This is a genomic window from Candidatus Pelagibacter sp. HIMB1495, from assembly GCF_052047955.1.
GTDB lineage: Bacteria > Pseudomonadota > Alphaproteobacteria > Pelagibacterales > Pelagibacteraceae > Pelagibacter.
This window is the reverse complement of record NZ_JBNAIQ010000001.1, coordinates 45,406-65,631: the sequence shown is the minus strand read 5'-3', so window position 1 is coordinate 65,631 and position 20,226 is coordinate 45,406. Positions and strand designations below refer to the sequence as shown.

Sequence of the window (20,226 nt, the reverse complement as noted above, 5' to 3'; positions counted from 1 at the left end):
GGTATTAATTGAACTTAAAGTTGTCACCAAAGTATGCATTTTTTGCATTTATGTTATTAACTAAGTTAGAGGGTGTGTCTTCCGCAACAATTTTCCCATTGCTCAAAATCATTGCAATATCTACACAGGCCAAAAGATCCCTGGCTTGATGATCACATATACAAATAGTAATTTTGTTTTCATGCTGTAAATTTACTATTATTTCTTGTAGCATTTTTATTGTTAATACATCTAGAGCAGCAAAACACTCATCCAATAGAAGTACTTTGGGTTCGCTTAATAAAGATAGCGCAATAACCAATTTTTTCTTTTGTCCACCCGACAAGAACTTTGCTTTAATATTTTTTAGATTATCTAATTCAAATTTTGAAATTAAATAATTAATTCTTTCAGATCTTAAATTTTTATTTTCAATTACAATTTCACTTATTGCCTTTAAATTATCATGAAGTGTAAGATCATTAAAAAAACCTCCATATTGTGGCACATAACCCACTTTGAATTTTTTGGTCCTTAAGTAGATAGGATAATTTGTTACATCTTGATTTGAAATTATTATTTTACCATCATTTGGTTTTATTAGACCTGTGATTAAATTGAATATTGTTGATTTACCAACACCATTAGGCCCTAACATTCCAAAAATTTGCCCTTCATTAATTTTGAAATTTAAGTTGTCTAAAATTAGTCTGTTCCCATATGAAAGAGAAATATTATTAAATTCAATAATTGAATTAACATTTTTGAATGATTTAATTCTAAATTTTTTTATAATCGCCATTCAATCTTTGCTTTTCACGTTAACCTTTGATTCCTGTTCGTGCATAAATATTTTTGTATCTTTAGTTTTAATATTTATCTCAATAACATCGGCATTTAATGTATTTTCTAAGTTATTATAGACAACATTTTTTGAAATTATCATTGAATTTCTCTCTAAAGAAAAATCAAGATACTCTCCTGTTATTTTATTATCTAAATATCTAATTACAACATTTTTTGAAAAAATAGTATCATAATTCTCTGAATTATATTTTCCAAAATCTGAATATATAGTAACCTCTTCAGAGTCAGTTAATGTAATAAGTGAATTTACTTTCTTTAGAAAGATAACATTTGTATTAGAAAAATCTATTTCACCCTCTTTAGCTTTAATTAAATACTCATTCCCGTCTTTATCTTTAGTTGAATATTCAACATCTTTTATAATATTTGAATTATAAATTTTTCCACTATTTTGATTTTGTACTTCTTCAAATTTTTTATTTTTGAAGAATTTTAAATATAATAAAAAAATTATTGTTAAAAATAATACAATAAATAAAAAAATTTTTGCAAATTTTTTATATTGCATTTAGGAAATATTTGATTGTAAAATTGTATGAATATGGACAACTCCAATCGTTTTATATGGTTGTCCTTTTTTATTAACAATAAGAGATGTAATTTTTCTAGAATTCATTATTGAGAGTGCTTTTGCTGCCAATTCATCTTTCTCAATAAAAATTGGTTTTCTTGTCATTATTTTCTTAACCTGAAGTAAACGAAAATCAAATTTTTTTTCAGTAAATCTCCTTATTTGTCCATCAGTTACTATTCCAACAGTTTTATTTTTATTATTTAAAACTATCAATATTCCTAACTTTTTTTGAGTTAATATCTTTAAAGCTTTATTCATTTTTAAATTCTCATTTACTAAAGGTATTTTGTTCCCTTTAATCATTATATCTTCAACAGTTCTAAGTTGAGCACCTAAACTTCCTGCAGGATGGAGTTTTTTAAAATCCATTTTGTCAAATTTTTTGTATTTCATTGAAGCGATTGCTAGAGAGTCTCCTAAAGCTAGCTGTGCAGTAGTACTTGAAGTTGGAACTATTCCTTCAGCCTCGTTAGCTTTTGGTATAAACAATTTGATATCAGATGATTTATATAAAATAGAGTCCTTTTTTGAAACAATACCAATTAATAAAATTTTATTTCTCTTTGCAAATTGAATTATATTTTTAAGCTCAGTTGTTTCTCCTGAATTGCTAATTAATATTAAAATGTCTTTTTTGGAAATCATTCCAAGGTCTCCATGAGATGCTTCACTGGCGGCAAGACTAAATGATGGAGTTCCAACTGACGCAAGAGTTGCTGCAATTTTAGAGGCAATTAATCCACTTTTGCCAACTCCACAAAGTATTACTTTTGATTGACAATTAGCAATTTGAAAAACTGCCTCGTTAAAAGATTTATTTATATTTTTTTTTAAAATTTGTAGAGCTTTAATTTCTAGATCAATTACATTTTTTGCAACATTTGAAAAATTTTTTTTTCTCATCAGTGAGACCAAATATCGTCCTTAAAAAATGCTAAATCAAGCTCAACTCTTGTTTTTAAAAATTTTAAACAATTTTTATAAAGTTGAGTTCTATTTTCTCTATCTAATATTTTCATTAACTCATCATGTATTTTATGAAGATAAATAACATCATTAGCACAATATTTTAATTGTGCTGAAGATAATTCACCACCAAAATCAGAACTTTGAAATTGTTTGCTAATATCAATATTTATAAATTCTTTAATTAATGTTTTAAGTGAATGATTATCAGAATAACTTCTAGCCAATTTACTGCAAATTTTTGTATCAAGAATATTATTTACATCAGTTTTTAAATAATATTTTATGTGTGCCATATCTGCACGTCCATAGTGAAAAATTTTAGTGATTTTTTCATCATTTAACAGTTTTACCAAATTAGGTGATTGATAATTTTTTCTATCAAATTGAACTATATGAGCATCTGAATTCCCTGAAGATACTTGTATTAAGCACAATGGATCACGTCTGACATTTAGACCCATAAACTCACCATCTACGGCAATTATATTGCCTAAATTTAAATCATCTGGTAGATCGTTTTTGTGAAGTTGGATATTATTATTCATTTTTAAACATATATATATGAAAGCAAAAAATTGTCTAATTTTTGGTGGTAGCGGTCAGATTGGAAAAAATTTACTTAGGAAGCTAACAAAGAATAATTATCAAGTAACTGTTGTCACAAGAAACATTCATCAAAAAAGCTATATTATTAAAACCCAAGCGAATGCAGGTTATATAGATATTGTTGAATCAAATATTTTTGAAGAGCAAAAACTTAGAAAGCTCTTTGAAAAAGCAGATGTGTGTATTAATTTGGTTGGTATTTTATTTGAGTCTAAAAAAGGAAATACATTTAAAAATATTCATACTATTTTCCCTTCTTTGTTGTCTAAACTTTCAAAAGAGTACAAACTTAAACATTTCATTCATTTATCAGCACTTGGAATAAATGAGGCTACAGACTCTGATTATGCCAAGAGTAAATTAGAAGGTGAGGAAAGAATTTTAAAAAATTTTCCTCTAGCAACAATTATAAGACCATCAATTGTTTATTCAGTAGATGATAATTTTACGACAAATTTTATGACTCTTTTGAATAGATTACCAATATTTCCGCTTTATTATGAAGGTAAAACTAAGTTTGCACCAATTCATTGTTCTGACCTAACAGATGTTATTTTTAATGTAATCTCTAATAATGTTAACTCCAAAATAATTGAATGTGTTGGTCCCGAAATAATTTCTTTTAAAGAAATATTAGAAAAATTATTAAATTTAATTGGAAAGAAAAGATTATTGATACCAATGCCTTTACCAATAGCACAAATGTCAGCGAGATTTTTTGAAATAATGCCAAAGCCACTTTTAACTAGAGACCAATTAAAACTTCTAAAATATGATAATGTTTTATCTGGAAAATATAAATCAAATTCAGACATAGGTGTACCAAGTTTGAGATACTTCGATGAAGAAGTTAAAAAATATTGTTATATGTGGAGGGAAGGTGGTCAATTTTCCACAGAAAAATATAATTCAGATAATATAGATATTAAGACTAGTTAAGATTTTAAGCAGATTGAATTTTCTTTTCAATAAACTCTGGAACTTCCTCTTTTTCTGTAACTTCTTCTTTTTTACCTTTCGGTTGGTAAGCATAAAGTAAATGAAGTTTACAATAAGAGAAATCTTTTAAAGAGGATCTGCCACAAAAATAAAATTCTTTTTCATCTGGGTGACCTATTGGCCACTTACATGAATTCTCATCTAGTTCTTCTAACTGTTTAGGATTTTCTGGTTCAAAATCTTTTTCGATAATTAGTGATTTAAACTTACTTTTACGTCCTCTTTTTGATTGAACGTTATTCTGCTCAATTGAGTTTTCGAAATTTTTATTTGAAGTTGCGGTTCTTGTTTTTATTTTTGCTGAAAGATTTAATCTATGAGCTTTTCCAATTACTGCGTTTCTACTAATACCACCAATGATCTCAGCTATTTGACTAGCTGTGTTGCCTTTGCCCCATAATTCCTTTAATTTTGAAACTTTTTCTTCAGTCCAACTCATATCTATATGTTGTGTTAATTGTTTTTAAAATGACAATATACTGTTATTAATTTAATTGAAACAATGAAAAAATTAAAGTTATCAACAATAAAAGCTTAGCTCAAATAAAATTAGTTTTTCAATCATAACTTGTATCTATGAAATAAAATTTATAAAAACAAATTTAATTTATGAGCAACTTAGCAAAAAATTATAACAGAAAAAAAATTTCATTTAAGTATGGTAAGGGAAGCTATCTTTACTCCACTGATGGAAAAAAATATCTTGATTTTGTTATGGGTATTGCCGTTAATTCTTTAGGTCATGCTCATCCAAGTTTAGTCAAAACTATAAACAACCAATCAAAAAAGCTTTGGCATGTATCAAATGCATTTCAAATTCCCGAGGGAGAAAATCTAGCAAAAAAACTATGTAAAAAAACATTCGCGGATTATGTGATGTTTCAAAATAGCGGGGCAGAAGCTACAGAGGCAGCTATTAAAGTTGCAAGAAGATATTTTTTTTCGATAGGCAAACAAAATAAAAATAGAATTTTATGTATAAAAAATTCTTTCCACGGGAGAACCTTAGCTGCAATTTATGCGAGTGGATCCAAGAAAATGACAGAGGGATTTGGCCCTAAAGTAAAAGGATTTGATCACTTTACTTTTGGAGACCACAAAGCATTAGAAAAGAAAATCACAAAAGATACTGCAGCTATAATGGTTGAAACGATAATGGGAGAGGGAGGAATTAAAGTTATTCCAGATTTCTGTTTAAAAGAGCTTAGAAAATTGTGTGATAAGAAAAAAATTCTTTTAATTCTGGATGAAGTTCAATGTGGGATAGGTAGATCTGGAGATTTTTTTGCATTTGAAAAATCTAAAGTAAAACCAGATATAGTCCCAATAGCTAAAGGGATTGGAGGAGGGTTTCCAATAGGAGCAGTCCTTATGAATAAAAAAGTAGCTGCAGGCATGGTACCCGGAACTCATGGATCTACATTTGGAGGTAATCCATTAGCTATGTCAGTTGGTAATAAAGTAATAGATATAGTTTCAAATAAAAAGTTTTTAAATAATGTAAAAAAATTATCGAAATATTTTTTATTAAAACTTAATAAAATTAAAGAAAAATATCCTACTATTATTAAACAAATAAGAGGAAGAGGTTTTTTAATCGGAATACAGCTGCATCAAGATCAAACAAATTTTATTAAAAAATTAATGGAAAATAAATTACTAACTATTCGTGCTGCAGAAAATGTCGTCAGAGTTTTACCACCTCTTAATGTCAAAAAAAGTGAACTTGATGAAGCTTTAAAAATTATAAATAAAGTTTGCAGCCAATTTAAATAGCTATGAAACATTTTATAAATTTAAAAGATATTCCTAGTAAAGATTTAAGAAAAATAATTTCTGATGCAAAAAAAAGAAAAAGTTCTAGAAAAAAACTTAACACATTAGAGACAGATAAAGGTGCTCCACTAAAAGGTAAAATTTTGATCCAAATGTTTGAAAAACCAAGCTTAAGAACAAGAATGAGCTTTTATTTAGCAATTAAACAGCTTGGAGGAGGTACTGTAACACTTAGATCCAATGAACTTCATTTAGGACAAGGTGGTGAAAGTATATCTGATACAGCAAAGGTTTTATCAACTTATGGTGATGGATTTATGTTGAGAACAGATAGTGACAAAAAAATTGAGGATTTTAAAAAATATTTGTCTATTCCTGTGATTAATGGTTTGAGCCCGTCCTCTCATCCAACTCAAGTGCTTTCAGATGTTTTTACAGTTGAAGAGATTACAAAAAAACCTATTTCCAAATTAAATATTTGCTGGATTGGTGATTCAAATAATGTTTTGGATAGTTTAATTGCTGCTTCAGTTAAATTTTCTTTCAAATTAAGCATTGGTTGTCCAAAAAATTTTGAACCAGGAAAAGAAGTAAGAAGTTGGGTGAAAAAAAATAAGAGAAAAATTTATATTTATAATGACCCAAAAAAAGCTGCTAAAGGAGCTGATGTAATTTTTTCTGATAAAGTTATTTCGTTAAATGACAAAGTAAACAAAAAGAAAAAAATTCAGGCATTTAAAAAATTTAAAATTAATAAAAAATTAATGAGTTTTGCAAATAAGAATTGTATATTTTTACATTGTCTGCCTAGAGGGAATGAAGTTTCTGAAGATATTTTCTTAGGAAAAAAATCTCATGTATGGTTACAGGCTCTAAATAGAGTTCACGTTCAAAAAAGTATACTGTTGTATTGTTTTGGAAAATTAAGGTAGTGGAACTGGGCTATCTGAATTTTCATTTAGATACTTGATTACCGAAGCTCTATCTGCTTCTTTTCTTAAGCCTGCATAAGCCATTTTTGTACCTTTAATATATTTTGCAGGTTTTTTTAGAAATCCATTTAGCTCTTCAAATGTCCATTCTTTTTCATAAGCAGCTAATGCTTTTGAATATTTATAATCTTCAACTGCTCCAACTTTTCTTCCAACGACATTATATAAAGCTGGACCTATAGCATTTTTCCCACCCTTAATTATTGAGTGACAGGCTGCACACTTTTTAAAAATTTTTTCTCCACTTGCTATATCTCCCATAGCCATTAATGCAGCAATGTCGACTTTTTCTTCTGCAGCAGTTGTTGTAGAAGATGATGCAGTAGATACTTGTTCAACTTCCACCGTGTAACCTGGAGTTTTTGGTTTTTCTACATGAAAAATTACATCAGATAATTTTCCTATACCAATAACAAGAAGTGCAACCATCAGAATTGCAGCTACAATTTTGTTAATTTCAAAAGAATCCATTTTTATAAATTTAATTTTGAACGTATAACATGATAAATTAAAATTTGACTAAAATTTAATGTACAAATTTGCCTCTATTTTAATTAGTGATTGATGAAAACTCTTATAATAATACCCTCTAGATTATCCGCAACTAGGCTACCAGGAAAACCATTATTAAAAATCAATGATATTTCAATTATTTCACATGTATACAAGAGGGCAAAAGAAGCAAATATTGGAGAGGTAATTGTTGCTGCAGAGGATCAAGAGATTGTCGATGATGTAAAAAATAATGGAGGAAATGCGATTTTAACAAGCAATAAACATAAAACTGGTACAGACCGAATATATGAGGCTTATCAAAAACTTAACTTAGATAATGTTGATTTTATAATGAATCTACAGGGTGACGAGCCAGCAATAAATATTCAGGATATTGCAAATCTAAACCAAATGATGATAGATCATAAAGCAAAAATAGGAACCCTTGCAGCTAAAATTGAGAATAAATCAGATTTAGCAAATGAGAATATAGTTAAAGTTATTACAGAAAATAATTTAGAAGATGACCCGTTTTCTAAAGCAAAAATATTTTTAAGGAAATCTGAAGATACCTCAAATATTTATCACCATATTGGAATTTACTGTTATTCATCTGAAATTCTTAAAAACTTTGTTGAATTACCACAATCAAAAAATGAAATTGAAAATAAATTAGAACAACTTAGGGCTTTAGATAATAATATAAATATAAATGTTGCTCTAGCAAACAAAGCCCCTATAGGAGTTGATACAGAGGAAGATTATCTGGCCTTAAAAAAAATAATAGAATATAAGTCCTGATGGGTAAAATATATTTTCAAGGAACATTTGGAGCTTATTCTCATTTAGCAGCATTATCAATCGACCCTGATGCTGAAATTTTACCTTGTAAAACTTTTGATGATTGTTTTAATAAAGCTTCTGAAGAACCTGATTGTAGAATAATAATTCCAGAGTCTAATAGAATTACAGGAAATATAGGAATTGAATATTTAATCTTTAAACATAGGTTGAATATTTACCAAGAGCACTTTCAAAAAATTGAACATAATTTATTAGGTCAGCGAGGAGCTAAACTGTCTGATATAAAAGAAGTTTATTCTCATGCACAAGGTTTATCGCAATGTTCAAATTTCATAAAAGCAAATAATATTGCTGAACATATAAGAGCAGATACAGCTGGATCAGCCGAAATGATTTCTAAAACAAAAGACAAAAAACAGGCAGCAATAGCATCATCTCTAAGTGCTGAAATTTATAATCTTGATGTAATTAAAAAAAATATAGAAAACGAGAGTGGAAATTTAACACGATTTCTTGTTATGGGAAAAAATATATCTCAACCTGAGTTTGGAAACAAAAAGTGTATAACTTCATTTTTATTTAAACTTAAAAGTAAACCTGCAGCTCTCTATCAATCGCTTGGAGGATTTGCTATCAATGGAGTAAATCTTACTAAGCTTCAAAGTTACCCTGAAAAAAATTCTTTCGACTCTTATTTTTTCTTATGTGATTTAGATGGACATATTGAAGATCCAAAGGTTCAAAAATCTCTTGAGGAGCTAGGCTTACATTGTGAGGATTTTCACGTCCTAGGTGTTTTTGAAGCCGATAGTTTGAGACAAAAAAAACAATAATCTTTTCTTGTAGATTAGAAATTTTAACTGCTATAATAGACCTGGAGGCTAGAGGTGGATGCTGCTTGAACCCGACCAGATCTTAACGGAAGCAGTCGTAGAGACAGTTATTCAGGTTCTAGTCTCCTTAAAAAATTTATGAAAAATAACTCAAAAGTACTAGCTCTCAAATATAGACCTCAAATATTTGATGATCTTATTGGTCAAGAAGTTGTTGCTGAAACAATTATAAACTCAATAAAAGCTGACAAAGTACCTAATGCATATTTGTTTACCGGAATTAGAGGGATTGGAAAAACTACAACGGCAAGAATTGTAGCAAAAGCCTTGAATTGCTCAAATGGTATTGAAAAAATGTGCATTGATAATTTGTGTGAAAATTGCCAGTCGATTGCAAATTCAAATCACATTGATGTACTTGAAATGGATGCAGCTAGCAAGACAGGAGTTGATGATGTTAGAGATCTAATTGAGTTCTCCAGATACGGGCCTACTTCAGCAAAGTACAAAATATTTATAATAGATGAAGTTCATATGTTAAGTAAACAAGCTTTTAATGCTTTACTAAAAACATTGGAAGAACCACCTTCTTATTTAAAATTTATATTTGCCACAACAGAAATAAAAAAGATTCCTATAACAGTCGTTTCAAGGTGTCAGCGTTTTGATCTTTCAAGGATTAAATCATCTGAATTGTTAGATTTTGTAAAAAAAATTAAAGATAAAGAAAATGGAAAAGTTACGGATGACGCTCTAAAATTAATTGTAAAAATATCAGAGGGTTCAGTAAGAGATGCATTATCTCTATTAGATAGAGCGTTATTGAGTTTAGATAATGATAAAGAACTAGATTTAAATTCTGCTCAAAAGATTTTTGGTTATTTTGATAAATCACAATTAATTGATTTATTTGAATTGATATTAAGAGGAGAAGAAGAAAAAGTAATAAATATTTATAGAAAAATATATGATCAGGGAGTTGAACCAAAAATATTTTTAAATGATTTTTTAGAACTGTTATATTACTTTAAAAATATAAATTCTTTAACTTTAGAAAGCACAAATTTTTCTCTCAATGATGAAGAATTTAACAAAATAAAAAATATTTCTAATCAAATCCAACCAGATGTATTAATTTTGTTTTGGCAATTTTCTATCAAGTCGTTAGAAGAATTAGATATTGTATCAAATCAACATTTATCAATTGAGATGTTTTTGATTAGATTAATGCACTTAAGCTCTGTAAAACAAGTTAAACAAATAGATACTAAACCCAAAGAAGAAAATTCAACTAGCAAAATTGAAATAAAAACAGAGACTAAAATTATTGACCAAATAAAAAATATTTCTCAAGAAGAAAAAAAGAATCCTGAAATACAAACTGAAGTTAAAGCAGAAATTAAAACTCAAATTAATTCTTTTGATGAATTGATTGCCACTTGTACAAGTAAAAGAGAATTAAAACTTAAATTTGAATTAGAGAAAAATGTCAATTTGGTTAAATTTGAAAAAAATAGGATTGAGATTTCATTTAATGACAGCCTTGATAAAGATTTTGTAAAGGATCTTTCCACAAAGCTTTTTGAATGGACAAAAGAAAGATGGATTATCACACTTAGTAAATCAAAGGGAGATCTCTCAATTAGAGAAAAGAAAGAAAATGAAAAAAAAATATTAATTGAAAAAGCTAAACAAACTGAAATTTATAAAAGCTTTATGGAAAATTTTCCTGATGCAGAACTGGTAGATGTTAAATCGATAACTAAGGAGGATAAAGATAATGACTGATTTTAATAAAATATTAGATAAAGCAAAAGAACTTGAAGCAAAAATGAAAGAGAGTCAGCAAAAAATTAAGGAGATTAGAGTAGAGGGAGTTTCTGGCTCAAATTCAGCAAAAATAGTCTTGGATGGAGAAGGTGAAATGCAATCAATTAAACTATCAGATGAAATAATGAAAGAAGACAAATCAATAATAGAAGATTTAATTGTAGCTGCGCATAATAACGCTAAATCACAATTAAAGTCGAAAACATCAGAAGAGATATCAAAAGCTACAGGTGGATTTGGAATACCTGGTTTTAAGTGGCCACTATAGTAGATGCAAAATATTAACGAGATTGAGGAATTAATAAAATTAATTTCAAAGCTTCCAGGTTTAGGACCAAAATCTGCCAAAAGGATTGTTTTAAAACTCATTAACAACCGTGATGAATTAGTAAAACCAATGGCAAACACATTGGCTCAAGTTTATAAAAATGTAACCAGATGTAATTCTTGTGGCTCACTTAAATCAATTTCAGTTGGATGTATAAATTGTGAAAATACAAAAAATAAATATTCAAAGATTTGTGTTGTAGAAGACATTGCTGATCAATGGTCGATTGAAAATTCAAATATTTATCAAGGGTATTTTCATATTCTTGGAGGCACCATTTCATCAGTAGGTCAAAGAAAAGAAGATTTACTTGTAAATTCGCTGGTTGAGAGAGTTAATCGAGATAAAATTGAAGAAGTTATATTAGCCACAAGTGCAACTGTTGAAGGTCAAACTACTGCTTACTACATTCAAGATAGCCTAAAAAATTCTAATGTAAAAATTACAAAACTTGCACAGGGGTTACCTGTAGGTGGTGAAATTGAAAGTTTAGACGACGGGACTTTATTTTCTGCTTTTAAAAATCGGTCTAACTTGGTTTCTAATTCAGATTAGACTTTTTAGTAAGTCTATTTAAATGCAGTAAAGGTTCAGTATAACCAGATGGTTGTTCTTTTCCTTTAAATACCAAATCACAAGCAGTTTGAAATGCAATTGAATTTTCAAAGTTTTCACTCATTCTTACGTAATTAGTGTCATTTTTATTTTGATCATCTACAATTTTAGCCATGTCTTTAAGAATTTCTACAACTTGAATTTTTGTTGTAATTCCGTGATGTATCCAATTTGCAATATGTTGTGATGAAATTCTAAGTGTAGCTCTATCTTCCATCAAACCTACGTTATTTATATCTGGTACTTTGGAGCACCCAACTCCTTGATCGATCCATCTTACAACATAACCTAATAAAGTTTGAGCTGAGTTAGAAATTTCTTTATTAATTTCATCTACAGACCAATTTGGTCTATCAGCAGTAGGTATTGTTAAAAGATCATCAAGCTTTGCTTGTTCTCTATTTTTAATTTTTTGTTGTTCATCAAAAATATTTATTTGATGATAATGTAGCGAATGCAAAGCCGCAGCAGTTGGAGATGGAACCCATGCACAATTTGCACCTGCTTTTAAATGTCCAGTTTTTTGCTCCATCATATCTTTCATTTTATCAGGCATTGCCCACATTCCTTTTCCAATTTGAGCTTTTCCAGAAAATCCACATTTTAAACCAATATCAACATTGTTGTTTTCATAGGCTGTAATCCATTTTGAAGTTTTCATGTCACCTTTTTTAATCATTGGACCAGCTTCCATGGAGGTGTGCATTTCATCACCAGTTCTGTCTAGAAAACCTGTATTTATAAAGAAAACTCTATTTTTCAACGATCTAATGCACTCTTTTAAATTAGCTGAAGTTCTTCTTTCTTCATCCATTATTCCAATCTTGCAGGTATATTTTGGTAAACCTAAAACTTCTTCAACTTTTGAGAAAAGCAAATCAGTAAATGCAGTTTCATCTGGTCCATGCATTTTTGGTTTCACGATATAAATAGAACCAGTTCTTGAATTAGTTTTTTTCTTAATATCATGAAGGGCTGCAGCTGTAGTAATGAATGCATCCATTATTCCTTCTGGAACTTCACTACCATCTTTTAAAATTATTGATGGATTAGTCATTAAGTGACCAACGTTTCTAACTAGCAGTAAACTTCTTCCATGAAGCTTTAAACCTTTTCCATCTTTTGAAATATAGCTTCTATTAGGATTAAGTTTTCTTTCAAATAATTTTCCTTCTTTTTCAAATTTTGATTTTAGATCACCTTTCATCAGACCTAGCCAATTTCTGTAACAAACAATTTTATCTTCTGCATCTACAGCAGCTACACTATCTTCGTTATCGCATATAGTTGACACCGCAGATTCTAAAATTATGTCACTAATCCCAGCATGATCTTGTTGAGCTGCAAAAGCTCTTGAGTCTTTTAAAATTTCTATATGTAAATTGTTATTTTTTAAAATTATAGCAGACGGGTTGTCAGCTTCACCCCTATGGCCAATAAACTTATTCTCATCTACTAAATCATAAATATCAGCACCTTTTAAAGCTTTAAATTTTCCATACTTAACAGCAAAACTTGTAATTTTTTGCCAACTCAATCCTGCTAATGGAAAATATTTATCTAAAAAATCTCTTCCATATTTTATTACCATTTCACCTCTTAATGGGTCGTATCTTTCAGATACACTATCTTCTGATTGTTCAATTACATCTGTTCCATACAGACTATCGTATAAGCTCATCCATCTAGCATTAGCAGCATTTAATGCATATCTCGCATTCATGACTGGTACAACAAGTTGAGGTCCAGCGATACTTGTTATTTCCTCATCAACATTTTGAGTTGATATTTCAAAATCGTCACCTTCTTCTTTCAAATAACCAATTTCTTTTAAAAATTTTTTATAATCTGACAAATTAAATTCATTTCCCTTATTTTTTATATGCCAATTGCCTATTTGTTTTTGTAAGTCTTCTCTAAATTTCATTAATTCTTTATTTTTAGGTGCTAATTCATAGACTGTTTTCTCAAACCCTGACCAAAAATTATCAACAGATAGATCTGTTTCTTTTAATAGCTCATCGCTAATAAATTGAGAAAGTTTTTCAGATACTTTTAAAGTATTTATATTTATATATTTTTCTTGCATATCACCTAAATTACCCCATCTGTATTTTTGCCTGAGAGTTTTGCTCCTTCGGCGGAATTAATTCTCTTTCCAGAGTGTTATGCAACTATCGGTCCTTTTTACCTGAGAGTTTCCGGGGTGGTTGCTCCTTCGGTGCTAAATCTATTAGTCTCTCCCGATACCAAAATATGTATCTTCTTCTAGAAAAGAGTCAATTAATAACAATTACACTTTAAATTAAATATCATTTTATTGCCTTTTTTATGAATTAACCATCCGCTATAACCATATTATGAAAAATTATCTTAATTTTGAAACTGAGATTAAAGATTTAGAGACAGAATTGGAAAAATTAAAAGATCCCTACAATCAAGAGGGATTGTCAGAAGTAGATACGCAAAAAATTTCAAAAACACAAGTTGAGTTAGATCAAAAATTAAATGATATATATTCAAACCTAGATCCATGGCAAACCACCATGGTTGCAAGACATGAAGACAGACCAAAGTCTAAATTTTTCATAGATAATTTATTCGAAGATTTTATTTCTCTATCTGGAGACCGTTATTATGGTGAAGATAAATCTGTACTTACAGGTTTTGCAAAATTTAATGGTCAGTCAGTTTTAGTAATTGGTCAAGAAAAGGGTGAAGATTTGGATAGTAGAATTCAAAGAAATTTTGGGATGATGCGACCTGAGGGTTACAGAAAAACTATTCGATTAATGAATTTAGCAAATAAATTTAAAATTCCAATTATCACTTTTATAGACACGCCAGGTGCTTATCCTGGTGTTGGTGCAGAGGAAAGAGGTCAAGCTGAGGCAATAGCAAAATCAATTGAATGTTGCATGGAACTTAAGGTGCCAACTATCGCAATAATTATAGGTGAAGGTGGATCAGGTGGTGCTATTGCATTAGCATCGTCTAACAAAGTTATAATGCTAGAAAATGCTATTTATTCAGTTATATCTCCTGAAGGCTGTGCAACTATATTATGGAGAGATCCAAAAAAAATGCTTGATGCAGCAAAAGCAATGAAGCTTTCCGCAAAAGATTTATTAAAATTAAAAGTTATTGATGAAATAATCCCAGAACCTTTAGGTGGTGCTCACAGGGATAGAGACCTGATGCTTGATAACGTTAGAAAATCTATTTCTACAAATTTAGATCAATACAAAGAAATGACGTCAGAAGATATAATGAATGAAAGAAAAAATAAATTTTTAAAAATTGGAAGAAATGATGGTTTTATGAGCAATGTAGAAGATTTAAGTAATTTGACCATTAAGAAAAATAATTTTGATAACATTTTCAAATCAAAAAAATTATTATTTGGTATTGGTATAGGTTTATTATTTTTAGCTTCTTTATTTTTTCTTTTTTAAGAATTACAAAGCTCCATGGCAATGTTTAAACTTCTTGCCTGATCCACAGAAGCAAGGTTCATTTCTTCCCATTTTTTTGGCTTGTGGTTTTGGATTTACTCTTTCCTCATTGGAAGATCTTTCTTCTGTTATAACTTTTAAATTCATTAAAATTGTAACGTAGTCTAATTTTAGTTTTTCTAATAAATTTGAAAATAAATCAAAAGCTTCTTTTTTATATTCAACCAAAGGATCTCTTTGACCGTAAGATCTTAATCCAATCACTTGTCTAAGTTGTTCTAAATATTGTATATGTGATTTCCAATTCAAATCTATTGTTTGCAAAAATATTCTTTTTTCAATTTCTTTTGCATGCTGCTCGTTTAGAACTTTAATTCTTTCATTACGTGTCTCATTAAATTTTGAGGATATTTGTTCTTTCAGTTCATTATCTTTTGCAGAAATCAAACTTTCAAGTTCAGTATCATTAAAACTTTTCCCAACAATTTGCCTAACTTTATTGTTAAATTCATTACTTTTTGGATTAGATAGGTTTTGAATTTTTAATTTTATCAAGTCTTCTGATATTTCTTTTAAAAATTCGTCGGAATAATCAAAAATATTTTCACTATTCATTGCGTTTTTTCTTTGAGAAAACACAACATGCCTTTGGTCATTCAAAACATTATCAAATTTGATTAGTGTTTTTCTGATATCAAAATTTCTGGCTTCAACTTTTTGCTGAGCTCTTTCTAATGCTTTGTTGATCCAAGGGTGATCAATACTTTCACCATCTTTTAAACCAAGTTTTTCAAGCATATTATTCATAGATTCTGAGCCAAAAATTCTCATCAAATCATCTTCTAAACTTACATAAAATACAGAACTACCCTCATCTCCTTGTCGTCCAGCTCTTCCTCTTGCCTGATTGTCCACTCTTCTAGACTCCATTCTTTCTGTACCAATCACGAATAAGCCACCTAGAGATTTAATTTTTTCTTTATCTATTTTTAATTTATCATCAGGAATTGATCCTTTTTTTCCACCAAGCTGGATGTCAACACCTCTACCAGAAATACTGGTTGTAATTATCAAAGATTTTTCTTTTCCAGCATTTGCAATAATTTCAGCTTCATTTTCATGGTTCTTTGCATTTAAAACTACGTGTTTAATATTTTTTTCATTTAATAATTTAGAATAAACTTCAGATTTGTTGATACTAGATGTGAAAACCAAAATTGGTTGACCAATTTCATGTTTTTCAATGATCTTATTTATTATTGCATCATTTTTTTCTTTTTCAGTTCTAAAGATCAAATCATTATAGTCCTTTCGGATCATTTCTTTATTTGTTGGGATTACAACGACTGAAAGATTGTATATCTCAAAAAATTCCTCAGACTCTGTAACTGCAGTACCAGTGCAACCTGATATTTTTTTATATAGTTTAAAATAATTTTGATAGGTAATAGATGCTAAAGTTTGATTTTCAGCTTGTATCTGAATTTTTTCTTTAGCCTCAAGAGCCTGATGAAGCCCATCTCCAAATCTTCTTCCTTCTAAAATTCTACCAGTCAACTCGTCTATGATTTTAAGAACTCCATCTTTTACGATGTAATCTTTTCCTTTTTCAAATAAATGATTTGCACGAAGTGCTTGATTTACGTGGTGAACTAAATGAAGATTTTCTGGATCATAAAAATTATCATTTTTTAGTATACCTGCATTAGAAAAAAGTTTTTCAACATTATTAATACCCTCGTTTGTTAAAAGTATACTTTTTTCTTTCTCATCTATTTCAAAATCTTTATTATTTAAAATTTTAACAAGTTTATCTATTGCTAGATATTGAGCAGTTTTATCTTCTGCAGCTCCAGAAATTACAAGTGGAGTTCTTGCTTCATCAATTAAACAGGAATCTATTTCATCTACAATTGAAAATACATGAGATCTTTGAACCATCTCTTTTTGAGAAAACTTCATATTATCTCTTAGATAATCAAATCCTAATTCACTGTTGGTTGCATAAGTAATGTCACAATTATAGTTTTTCTTTCTTTCCAGATCATCTTGCTCATTATTTATAAATCCAGAGGTAAGACCTAGAAAATTATATATGAGACCCATTTCCATCGAATCTCTTTTTGCTAAGTAATCATTAACTGTTACTATATGAACTCCATCTTCAGAAAGCGCATTTAAATATGCCGCTAAAGCAATAGTGAGTGTTTTTCCTTCACCTGTTCTCATTTCAGCAATTTTACCTTCGTGAAGAACTACTCCCCCAATAAGTTGAACATCAAAGTGTTTTTCTTGTCTTGTTCTTTTTGCAGCTTCTCTTACTAGTGCAAATGCTTCAGGTAGAATTTCGTCTAAACTTTTTCCATTTTTTAATTGATTTTTAAATTCAACTGTTTTTTTTGGAAAGTCTGTATCACTTAATTTAATGAATTGTTCCTCGTATGAATTTATTTTTTCTACAATTTTTCCAATTCTATCTAGTTCTTTTTGATTACTAGATTTGATAAATTTTGTAATTAGGTTAAGTGGGTTAAACATGACTATTTGATTTATTCTTTAAATATATTGTTTAATATATGTATTAAACAATTATTTTAAATATCATGGGTATTAATTTAACAAATTTTTTAACCTCGAAATCAAAAAATACCAGAATGATGGATTTCCAGGACCTTGATCATATAGATGGCTTATCTATTTCAGCTCTAAGCGCAGATTTATATAAAACTAAAAGAGATGATTTAGTAATGTTTTACTTTAGAGATGGTGCAAATCATGCCTCTGTCTATACACAATCAAAAATTATCTCAGAAAATATTAAATGGAATATAAATCAAAAATCAAAAAAAATTTATTCTCTTATTGTAAATACTAGAAATGCAAACGCTTTCACGGGCAAACAAGGTTACGAAAGTCTTGCAAAAATTGCTGATTTAACTTCTGAGCAATTATCAAAAAAACAAGTTGAGGATGAAGATCATCCAAAGAAAATTACTTCAAAGGAAATTATTTTTGGATGCACAGGTACAATAGGTGAAACATTTCCATGTGAAAAAATAATAGATCAAATTCCAAACTTGATTAAAAAAATCAACTATACACAAAATAAATTTCTTTGGATGAAAGCAGCCTTAGGAATAATGACCACTGATACAAAACCAAAACTTGCGATGGAACAATGTAAAATTGGAGATAAAGAGGTAAAAATTTATGGTGTTGCCAAAGGTTCAGGTATGATATTTCCAAATATGGGAACCACCTTGGCATACATATTTACTGATGCCAACTTATCGAATGATATTTTAAGTAAATTATTAAAAAAAAATATTACAAATACATTTAACGCTATCTCATGTGACGGAGATACAAGCACAAATGATATGGTTAGTATTTTTGCAACAAATAAAGCAAACAATTCAAATATTAAAAGTATTAATGATACAAAACTAAAAAAATTCGACAAAGCATTAAACAATGTTTTGTTAAATTTAGCTAAGAGAGTAGTTTCTGATGGAGAAGGAGCATCAAAATTTGTCACTATAAATATTAATAAAAGCAAAAGTGAACAAGATGCAAAGACAATTGCTTTTTCAATAGCAAATTCAGCTTTAGTAAAAACAGCTATTGCGGGAGAAGATCCAAACTGGGGACGAATAGTGATGGCAATAGGAAAAGCAGGACCAAAAATAAATTTAAATAAATTAGGTTTGAGATTTGGAAATTATCAAATAATTCAGGATGGAAAATTACATAAGAATTATGATGAAAAATTAGTAGCGGAATATATGAAAGGTGAAAATATAGATGTCACTGTAGATTTGTTTACTGGTACTAAAAGCTTTACTGCTTTTACTATGGATTTTACAAAAAATTATATTGAGATTAATGCTGATTATAGAAGTTGAACATATTGAAATATAAATTTTGATGACTAATTCTATACTATGATAAAATACAAACTTTTGTGTAACGACTGTGAATTAAAGTTTGATAGTTGGTTCTCTACTTCATCAGAATATGAAAAATTAAAAAAGAAAAAACTTTTAATCTGTCACAACTGTAATTCTGAAAAAGTTGAAAAAACATTAATGGCTCCTCAGCTAATAAGTAGAAAAGCTAAAAATGAAGAAAAATTTGATACTCAGAAGTTTAAAAAAATTAAGAAAACAATTAAAAATTACCAAAAGTTTATAAAAGATAATTTTAAGTATGTTGGGGATAATTTTGCATATGAAGCTAGATCTATTCATTACAATAGTAAGAAACCCACAAAAGGGATATATGGTAAAGCCTCTCAAAAAGACGTTAAAGAACTCAAAGAAGAGGGCATAGATACACAATTAATTCCTTGGGTTGATGAAAAAGAAAATTAGTTTTTCTTAAATTCAGCAATATAATTTACTGATAAATCTTTAGAAACATTCCATTCATCCTTTAGAATGTTAAAATTCATTCCATCAATTTTTTTCAGATTTAAATTGTTCTTGATTAGAATACTTTTTAATTCCTCAGGCTTAACAAACTTTTCCCATTCATGAGTGCCGATAGGAAGCCATCTCAAAACATATTCTGCACCAACAATTGCAAATATATAAGATTTTAAGGTTTTATTTATAGTTGCAACAAACATTAATCCATTTTTTTTTAAAAGGTTAGCACATGATTTTAAAAAAAAATCAACATCCTCAACATGTTCAACAATCTCCATGTTCAAAATTACATCAAATTTTTTTGTAGTTTTTAGTTTTTCAGGCGATGAACATATATAGTTTATTTTAAGATTGTTTTTTTTTGCATGTAGGTTTGCTATTGCAATATTTTTTTTTGAAGCATCGATTGCTGTAACATTAGCTCCTAATCTACATATGGGCTCAGATAACAATCCACCTCCACATCCAATATCAAGGACATTTATTCCAGAAAGAGGATATTTTTTATTTTTAAGTTGAAATTCCTTAACTATATTTTCTTTAATATATCTTATTCTTATAGGATTAAATTTATGAAGAGGTTTAAATTTTCCTTCTGGATCCCACCATTCGGCCGCCATATTTGAAAATTTTTCTATTTCTTTTTTATTAATACTGTTCATAATATATAATTA

General features: G+C 28.8%; 20 protein-coding genes and 1 riboswitch. Of the genes, 11 read left to right on the top strand and 9 right to left on the bottom strand.

Going from position 1 to position 20,226, the window contains the following annotated elements; translation table 11 throughout:
* Positions 1-4: 4 nt before the first annotated feature.
* Genes ACTTAW_RS00325 through ACTTAW_RS00310 form a run of 4 tightly spaced genes read right to left on the bottom strand, consistent with a single transcriptional unit; the run spans position 5 to position 2,934 of the window.
* Positions 5-781: an ATP-binding cassette domain-containing protein gene (locus tag ACTTAW_RS00325; RefSeq protein WP_440650584.1), complete on the bottom strand. Its 777-nt coding sequence runs from the start codon at positions 779-781 to the stop codon at positions 5-7.
* Complete coding sequence (lptC, locus tag ACTTAW_RS00320; RefSeq protein WP_440650582.1) at positions 782-1,354, bottom strand: LPS export ABC transporter periplasmic protein LptC; 573 nt, start codon at positions 1,352-1,354, stop codon at positions 782-784.
* Positions 1,355-2,323, bottom strand: coding sequence for a KpsF/GutQ family sugar-phosphate isomerase (locus ACTTAW_RS00315; RefSeq protein WP_440650580.1), 969 nt, complete (start codon positions 2,321-2,323; stop codon positions 1,355-1,357).
* On the bottom strand, positions 2,323-2,934 hold the full coding sequence (locus ACTTAW_RS00310) for a ribonuclease D (protein ID WP_440650578.1): 612 nt from the start codon (positions 2,932-2,934) through the stop codon (positions 2,323-2,325). The genes ACTTAW_RS00315 and ACTTAW_RS00310 overlap by 1 nt, the downstream gene beginning before the upstream one ends.
* A gap of 16 nt (positions 2,935-2,950) precedes the next feature.
* On the opposite strand from ACTTAW_RS00310, the gene ACTTAW_RS00305 reads away from it, so the two are divergent.
* Positions 2,951-3,934 (top strand): complex I NDUFA9 subunit family protein, encoded by a 984-nt coding sequence (locus ACTTAW_RS00305; RefSeq protein ID WP_440650577.1) that lies wholly within the window; start codon positions 2,951-2,953, stop codon positions 3,932-3,934.
* A gap of 4 nt (positions 3,935-3,938) precedes the next feature.
* Here the strand turns inward: ACTTAW_RS00305 and ACTTAW_RS00300 are convergent, their stop codons facing one another.
* Entirely contained in the window at positions 3,939-4,433 is a 495-nt protein-coding gene (locus ACTTAW_RS00300) for a GcrA family cell cycle regulator (RefSeq protein WP_440613467.1), read from the bottom strand.
* Positions 4,434-4,603: 170 nt separating this feature from the next.
* Between ACTTAW_RS00300 and ACTTAW_RS00295 the strand changes: the two genes are divergently transcribed.
* Together ACTTAW_RS00295 and argF are read left to right on the top strand one after the other, a co-directional pair.
* Positions 4,604-5,770: an aspartate aminotransferase family protein gene (locus ACTTAW_RS00295; protein ID WP_440650575.1), complete on the top strand. Its 1,167-nt coding sequence runs from the start codon at positions 4,604-4,606 to the stop codon at positions 5,768-5,770.
* A gap of 2 nt (positions 5,771-5,772) precedes the next feature.
* Positions 5,773-6,702 carry an ornithine carbamoyltransferase gene (gene argF / locus ACTTAW_RS00290; RefSeq protein WP_440650573.1) on the top strand — a complete coding sequence of 310 codons (930 nt, stop codon included), beginning with the start codon at positions 5,773-5,775 and terminating at the stop codon, positions 6,700-6,702.
* On the opposite strand, the gene ACTTAW_RS00285 is transcribed toward argF, so the two are convergent.
* A complete protein-coding gene (locus ACTTAW_RS00285; RefSeq protein WP_440650572.1) occupies positions 6,694-7,233 on the bottom strand; it encodes a c-type cytochrome in 540 nt (179 codons plus the stop codon). The genes argF and ACTTAW_RS00285 overlap by 9 nt on opposite strands.
* A gap of 93 nt (positions 7,234-7,326) precedes the next feature.
* On the opposite strand from ACTTAW_RS00285, the gene kdsB reads away from it, so the two are divergent.
* The 5 genes from kdsB (at position 7,327) to recR (ending at position 11,607) form a co-directional block, all read left to right on the top strand.
* Positions 7,327-8,058 carry a 3-deoxy-manno-octulosonate cytidylyltransferase gene (kdsB, locus tag ACTTAW_RS00280; protein WP_440650571.1) on the top strand — a complete coding sequence of 244 codons (732 nt, stop codon included), beginning with the start codon at positions 7,327-7,329 and terminating at the stop codon, positions 8,056-8,058.
* On the top strand, positions 8,058-8,894 hold the full coding sequence (locus ACTTAW_RS00275) for a prephenate dehydratase domain-containing protein (RefSeq protein ID WP_440650570.1): 837 nt from the start codon (positions 8,058-8,060) through the stop codon (positions 8,892-8,894). Before kdsB ends, ACTTAW_RS00275 begins: the two co-directional genes overlap by 1 nt.
* Before the next feature lie 138 nt (positions 8,895-9,032).
* Positions 9,033-10,682 carry a DNA polymerase III subunit gamma/tau gene (dnaX, locus tag ACTTAW_RS00270; RefSeq protein WP_440650568.1) on the top strand — a complete coding sequence of 550 codons (1,650 nt, stop codon included), beginning with the start codon at positions 9,033-9,035 and terminating at the stop codon, positions 10,680-10,682.
* A complete protein-coding gene (locus tag ACTTAW_RS00265; RefSeq protein WP_262590178.1) occupies positions 10,675-10,992 on the top strand; it encodes a YbaB/EbfC family nucleoid-associated protein in 318 nt (105 codons plus the stop codon). The genes dnaX and ACTTAW_RS00265 overlap by 8 nt, the downstream gene beginning before the upstream one ends.
* 3 nt (positions 10,993-10,995) lie before the next feature.
* Positions 10,996-11,607 (top strand): recombination mediator RecR, encoded by a 612-nt coding sequence (gene recR, locus ACTTAW_RS00260; protein ID WP_440650567.1) that lies wholly within the window; start codon positions 10,996-10,998, stop codon positions 11,605-11,607.
* Here the strand turns inward: recR and ACTTAW_RS00255 are convergent.
* Positions 11,594-13,756: a malate synthase G gene (locus ACTTAW_RS00255; protein ID WP_440650566.1), complete on the bottom strand. Its 2,163-nt coding sequence runs from the start codon at positions 13,754-13,756 to the stop codon at positions 11,594-11,596. The genes recR and ACTTAW_RS00255 overlap by 14 nt on opposite strands.
* A gap of 79 nt (positions 13,757-13,835) precedes the next feature.
* Positions 13,836-13,923, bottom strand: a riboswitch (glycine riboswitch).
* Positions 13,924-14,027: 104 nt separating this feature from the next.
* Between ACTTAW_RS00255 and ACTTAW_RS00250 the strand changes: the two genes are divergently transcribed.
* Positions 14,028-15,122 (top strand): acetyl-CoA carboxylase carboxyltransferase subunit alpha, encoded by a 1,095-nt coding sequence (locus ACTTAW_RS00250; RefSeq protein WP_440650565.1) that lies wholly within the window; start codon positions 14,028-14,030, stop codon positions 15,120-15,122.
* A gap of 3 nt (positions 15,123-15,125) precedes the next feature.
* Here ACTTAW_RS00250 and secA read toward each other — a convergent pair whose 3' ends face one another.
* Positions 15,126-17,660: a preprotein translocase subunit SecA gene (gene secA / locus ACTTAW_RS00245; RefSeq protein WP_440650563.1), complete on the bottom strand. Its 2,535-nt coding sequence runs from the start codon at positions 17,658-17,660 to the stop codon at positions 15,126-15,128.
* 65 nt (positions 17,661-17,725) lie between these two features.
* On the opposite strand from secA, the gene argJ reads away from it, so the two are divergent.
* On the top strand, positions 17,726-19,027 hold the full coding sequence (argJ, locus tag ACTTAW_RS00240) for a bifunctional glutamate N-acetyltransferase/amino-acid acetyltransferase ArgJ (protein ID WP_440650561.1): 1,302 nt from the start codon (positions 17,726-17,728) through the stop codon (positions 19,025-19,027).
* A 39-nt stretch (positions 19,028-19,066) separates the two neighbouring features.
* A complete protein-coding gene (locus ACTTAW_RS00235; RefSeq protein ID WP_440650559.1) occupies positions 19,067-19,495 on the top strand; it encodes a DUF1178 family protein in 429 nt (142 codons plus the stop codon).
* On the opposite strand, the gene ubiG is transcribed toward ACTTAW_RS00235, so the two are convergent.
* Positions 19,492-20,214, bottom strand: a complete 723-nt coding sequence (gene ubiG / locus ACTTAW_RS00230; RefSeq protein WP_440650558.1) for a bifunctional 2-polyprenyl-6-hydroxyphenol methylase/3-demethylubiquinol 3-O-methyltransferase UbiG — start codon at positions 20,212-20,214, stop codon at positions 19,492-19,494. The two genes, ACTTAW_RS00235 and ubiG, sit on opposite strands and share 4 nt — an antisense overlap.
* Between the last annotated feature and the right edge of the window lie 12 nt (positions 20,215-20,226).

Bases quoted from the DNA above. Each gene is read 5' to 3' on its own strand.
- ACTTAW_RS00325 (WP_440650584.1), bottom strand. From the start codon at position 781: ATGGCGATTATAAAAAAATTTAGAATTAAATCATTCAAAAATGTTAAT.
- lptC (WP_440650582.1), bottom strand. From the start codon at position 1,354: ATGCAATATAAAAAATTTGCAAAAATTTTTTTATTTATTGTATTATTT.
- ACTTAW_RS00315 (WP_440650580.1), bottom strand. From the start codon at position 2,323: ATGAGAAAAAAAAATTTTTCAAATGTTGCAAAAAATGTAATTGATCTA.
- ACTTAW_RS00310 (WP_440650578.1), bottom strand. From the start codon at position 2,934: ATGAATAATAATATCCAACTTCACAAAAACGATCTACCAGATGATTTA.
- ACTTAW_RS00305 (WP_440650577.1), top strand. From the start codon at position 2,951: ATGAAAGCAAAAAATTGTCTAATTTTTGGTGGTAGCGGTCAGATTGGA.
- ACTTAW_RS00300 (WP_440613467.1), bottom strand. From the start codon at position 4,433: ATGAGTTGGACTGAAGAAAAAGTTTCAAAATTAAAGGAATTATGGGGC.
- ACTTAW_RS00295 (WP_440650575.1), top strand. From the start codon at position 4,604: ATGAGCAACTTAGCAAAAAATTATAACAGAAAAAAAATTTCATTTAAG.
- argF (WP_440650573.1), top strand. From the start codon at position 5,773: ATGAAACATTTTATAAATTTAAAAGATATTCCTAGTAAAGATTTAAGA.
- ACTTAW_RS00285 (WP_440650572.1), bottom strand. From the start codon at position 7,233: ATGGATTCTTTTGAAATTAACAAAATTGTAGCTGCAATTCTGATGGTT.
- kdsB (WP_440650571.1), top strand. From the start codon at position 7,327: ATGAAAACTCTTATAATAATACCCTCTAGATTATCCGCAACTAGGCTA.
- ACTTAW_RS00275 (WP_440650570.1), top strand. From the start codon at position 8,058: ATGGGTAAAATATATTTTCAAGGAACATTTGGAGCTTATTCTCATTTA.
- dnaX (WP_440650568.1), top strand. From the start codon at position 9,033: ATGAAAAATAACTCAAAAGTACTAGCTCTCAAATATAGACCTCAAATA.
- ACTTAW_RS00265 (WP_262590178.1), top strand. From the start codon at position 10,675: ATGACTGATTTTAATAAAATATTAGATAAAGCAAAAGAACTTGAAGCA.
- recR (WP_440650567.1), top strand. From the start codon at position 10,996: ATGCAAAATATTAACGAGATTGAGGAATTAATAAAATTAATTTCAAAG.
- ACTTAW_RS00255 (WP_440650566.1), bottom strand. From the start codon at position 13,756: ATGCAAGAAAAATATATAAATATAAATACTTTAAAAGTATCTGAAAAA.
- ACTTAW_RS00250 (WP_440650565.1), top strand. From the start codon at position 14,028: ATGAAAAATTATCTTAATTTTGAAACTGAGATTAAAGATTTAGAGACA.
- secA (WP_440650563.1), bottom strand. From the start codon at position 17,660: ATGTTTAACCCACTTAACCTAATTACAAAATTTATCAAATCTAGTAAT.
- argJ (WP_440650561.1), top strand. From the start codon at position 17,726: ATGGGTATTAATTTAACAAATTTTTTAACCTCGAAATCAAAAAATACC.
- ACTTAW_RS00235 (WP_440650559.1), top strand. From the start codon at position 19,067: ATGATAAAATACAAACTTTTGTGTAACGACTGTGAATTAAAGTTTGAT.
- ubiG (WP_440650558.1), bottom strand. From the start codon at position 20,214: ATGAACAGTATTAATAAAAAAGAAATAGAAAAATTTTCAAATATGGCG.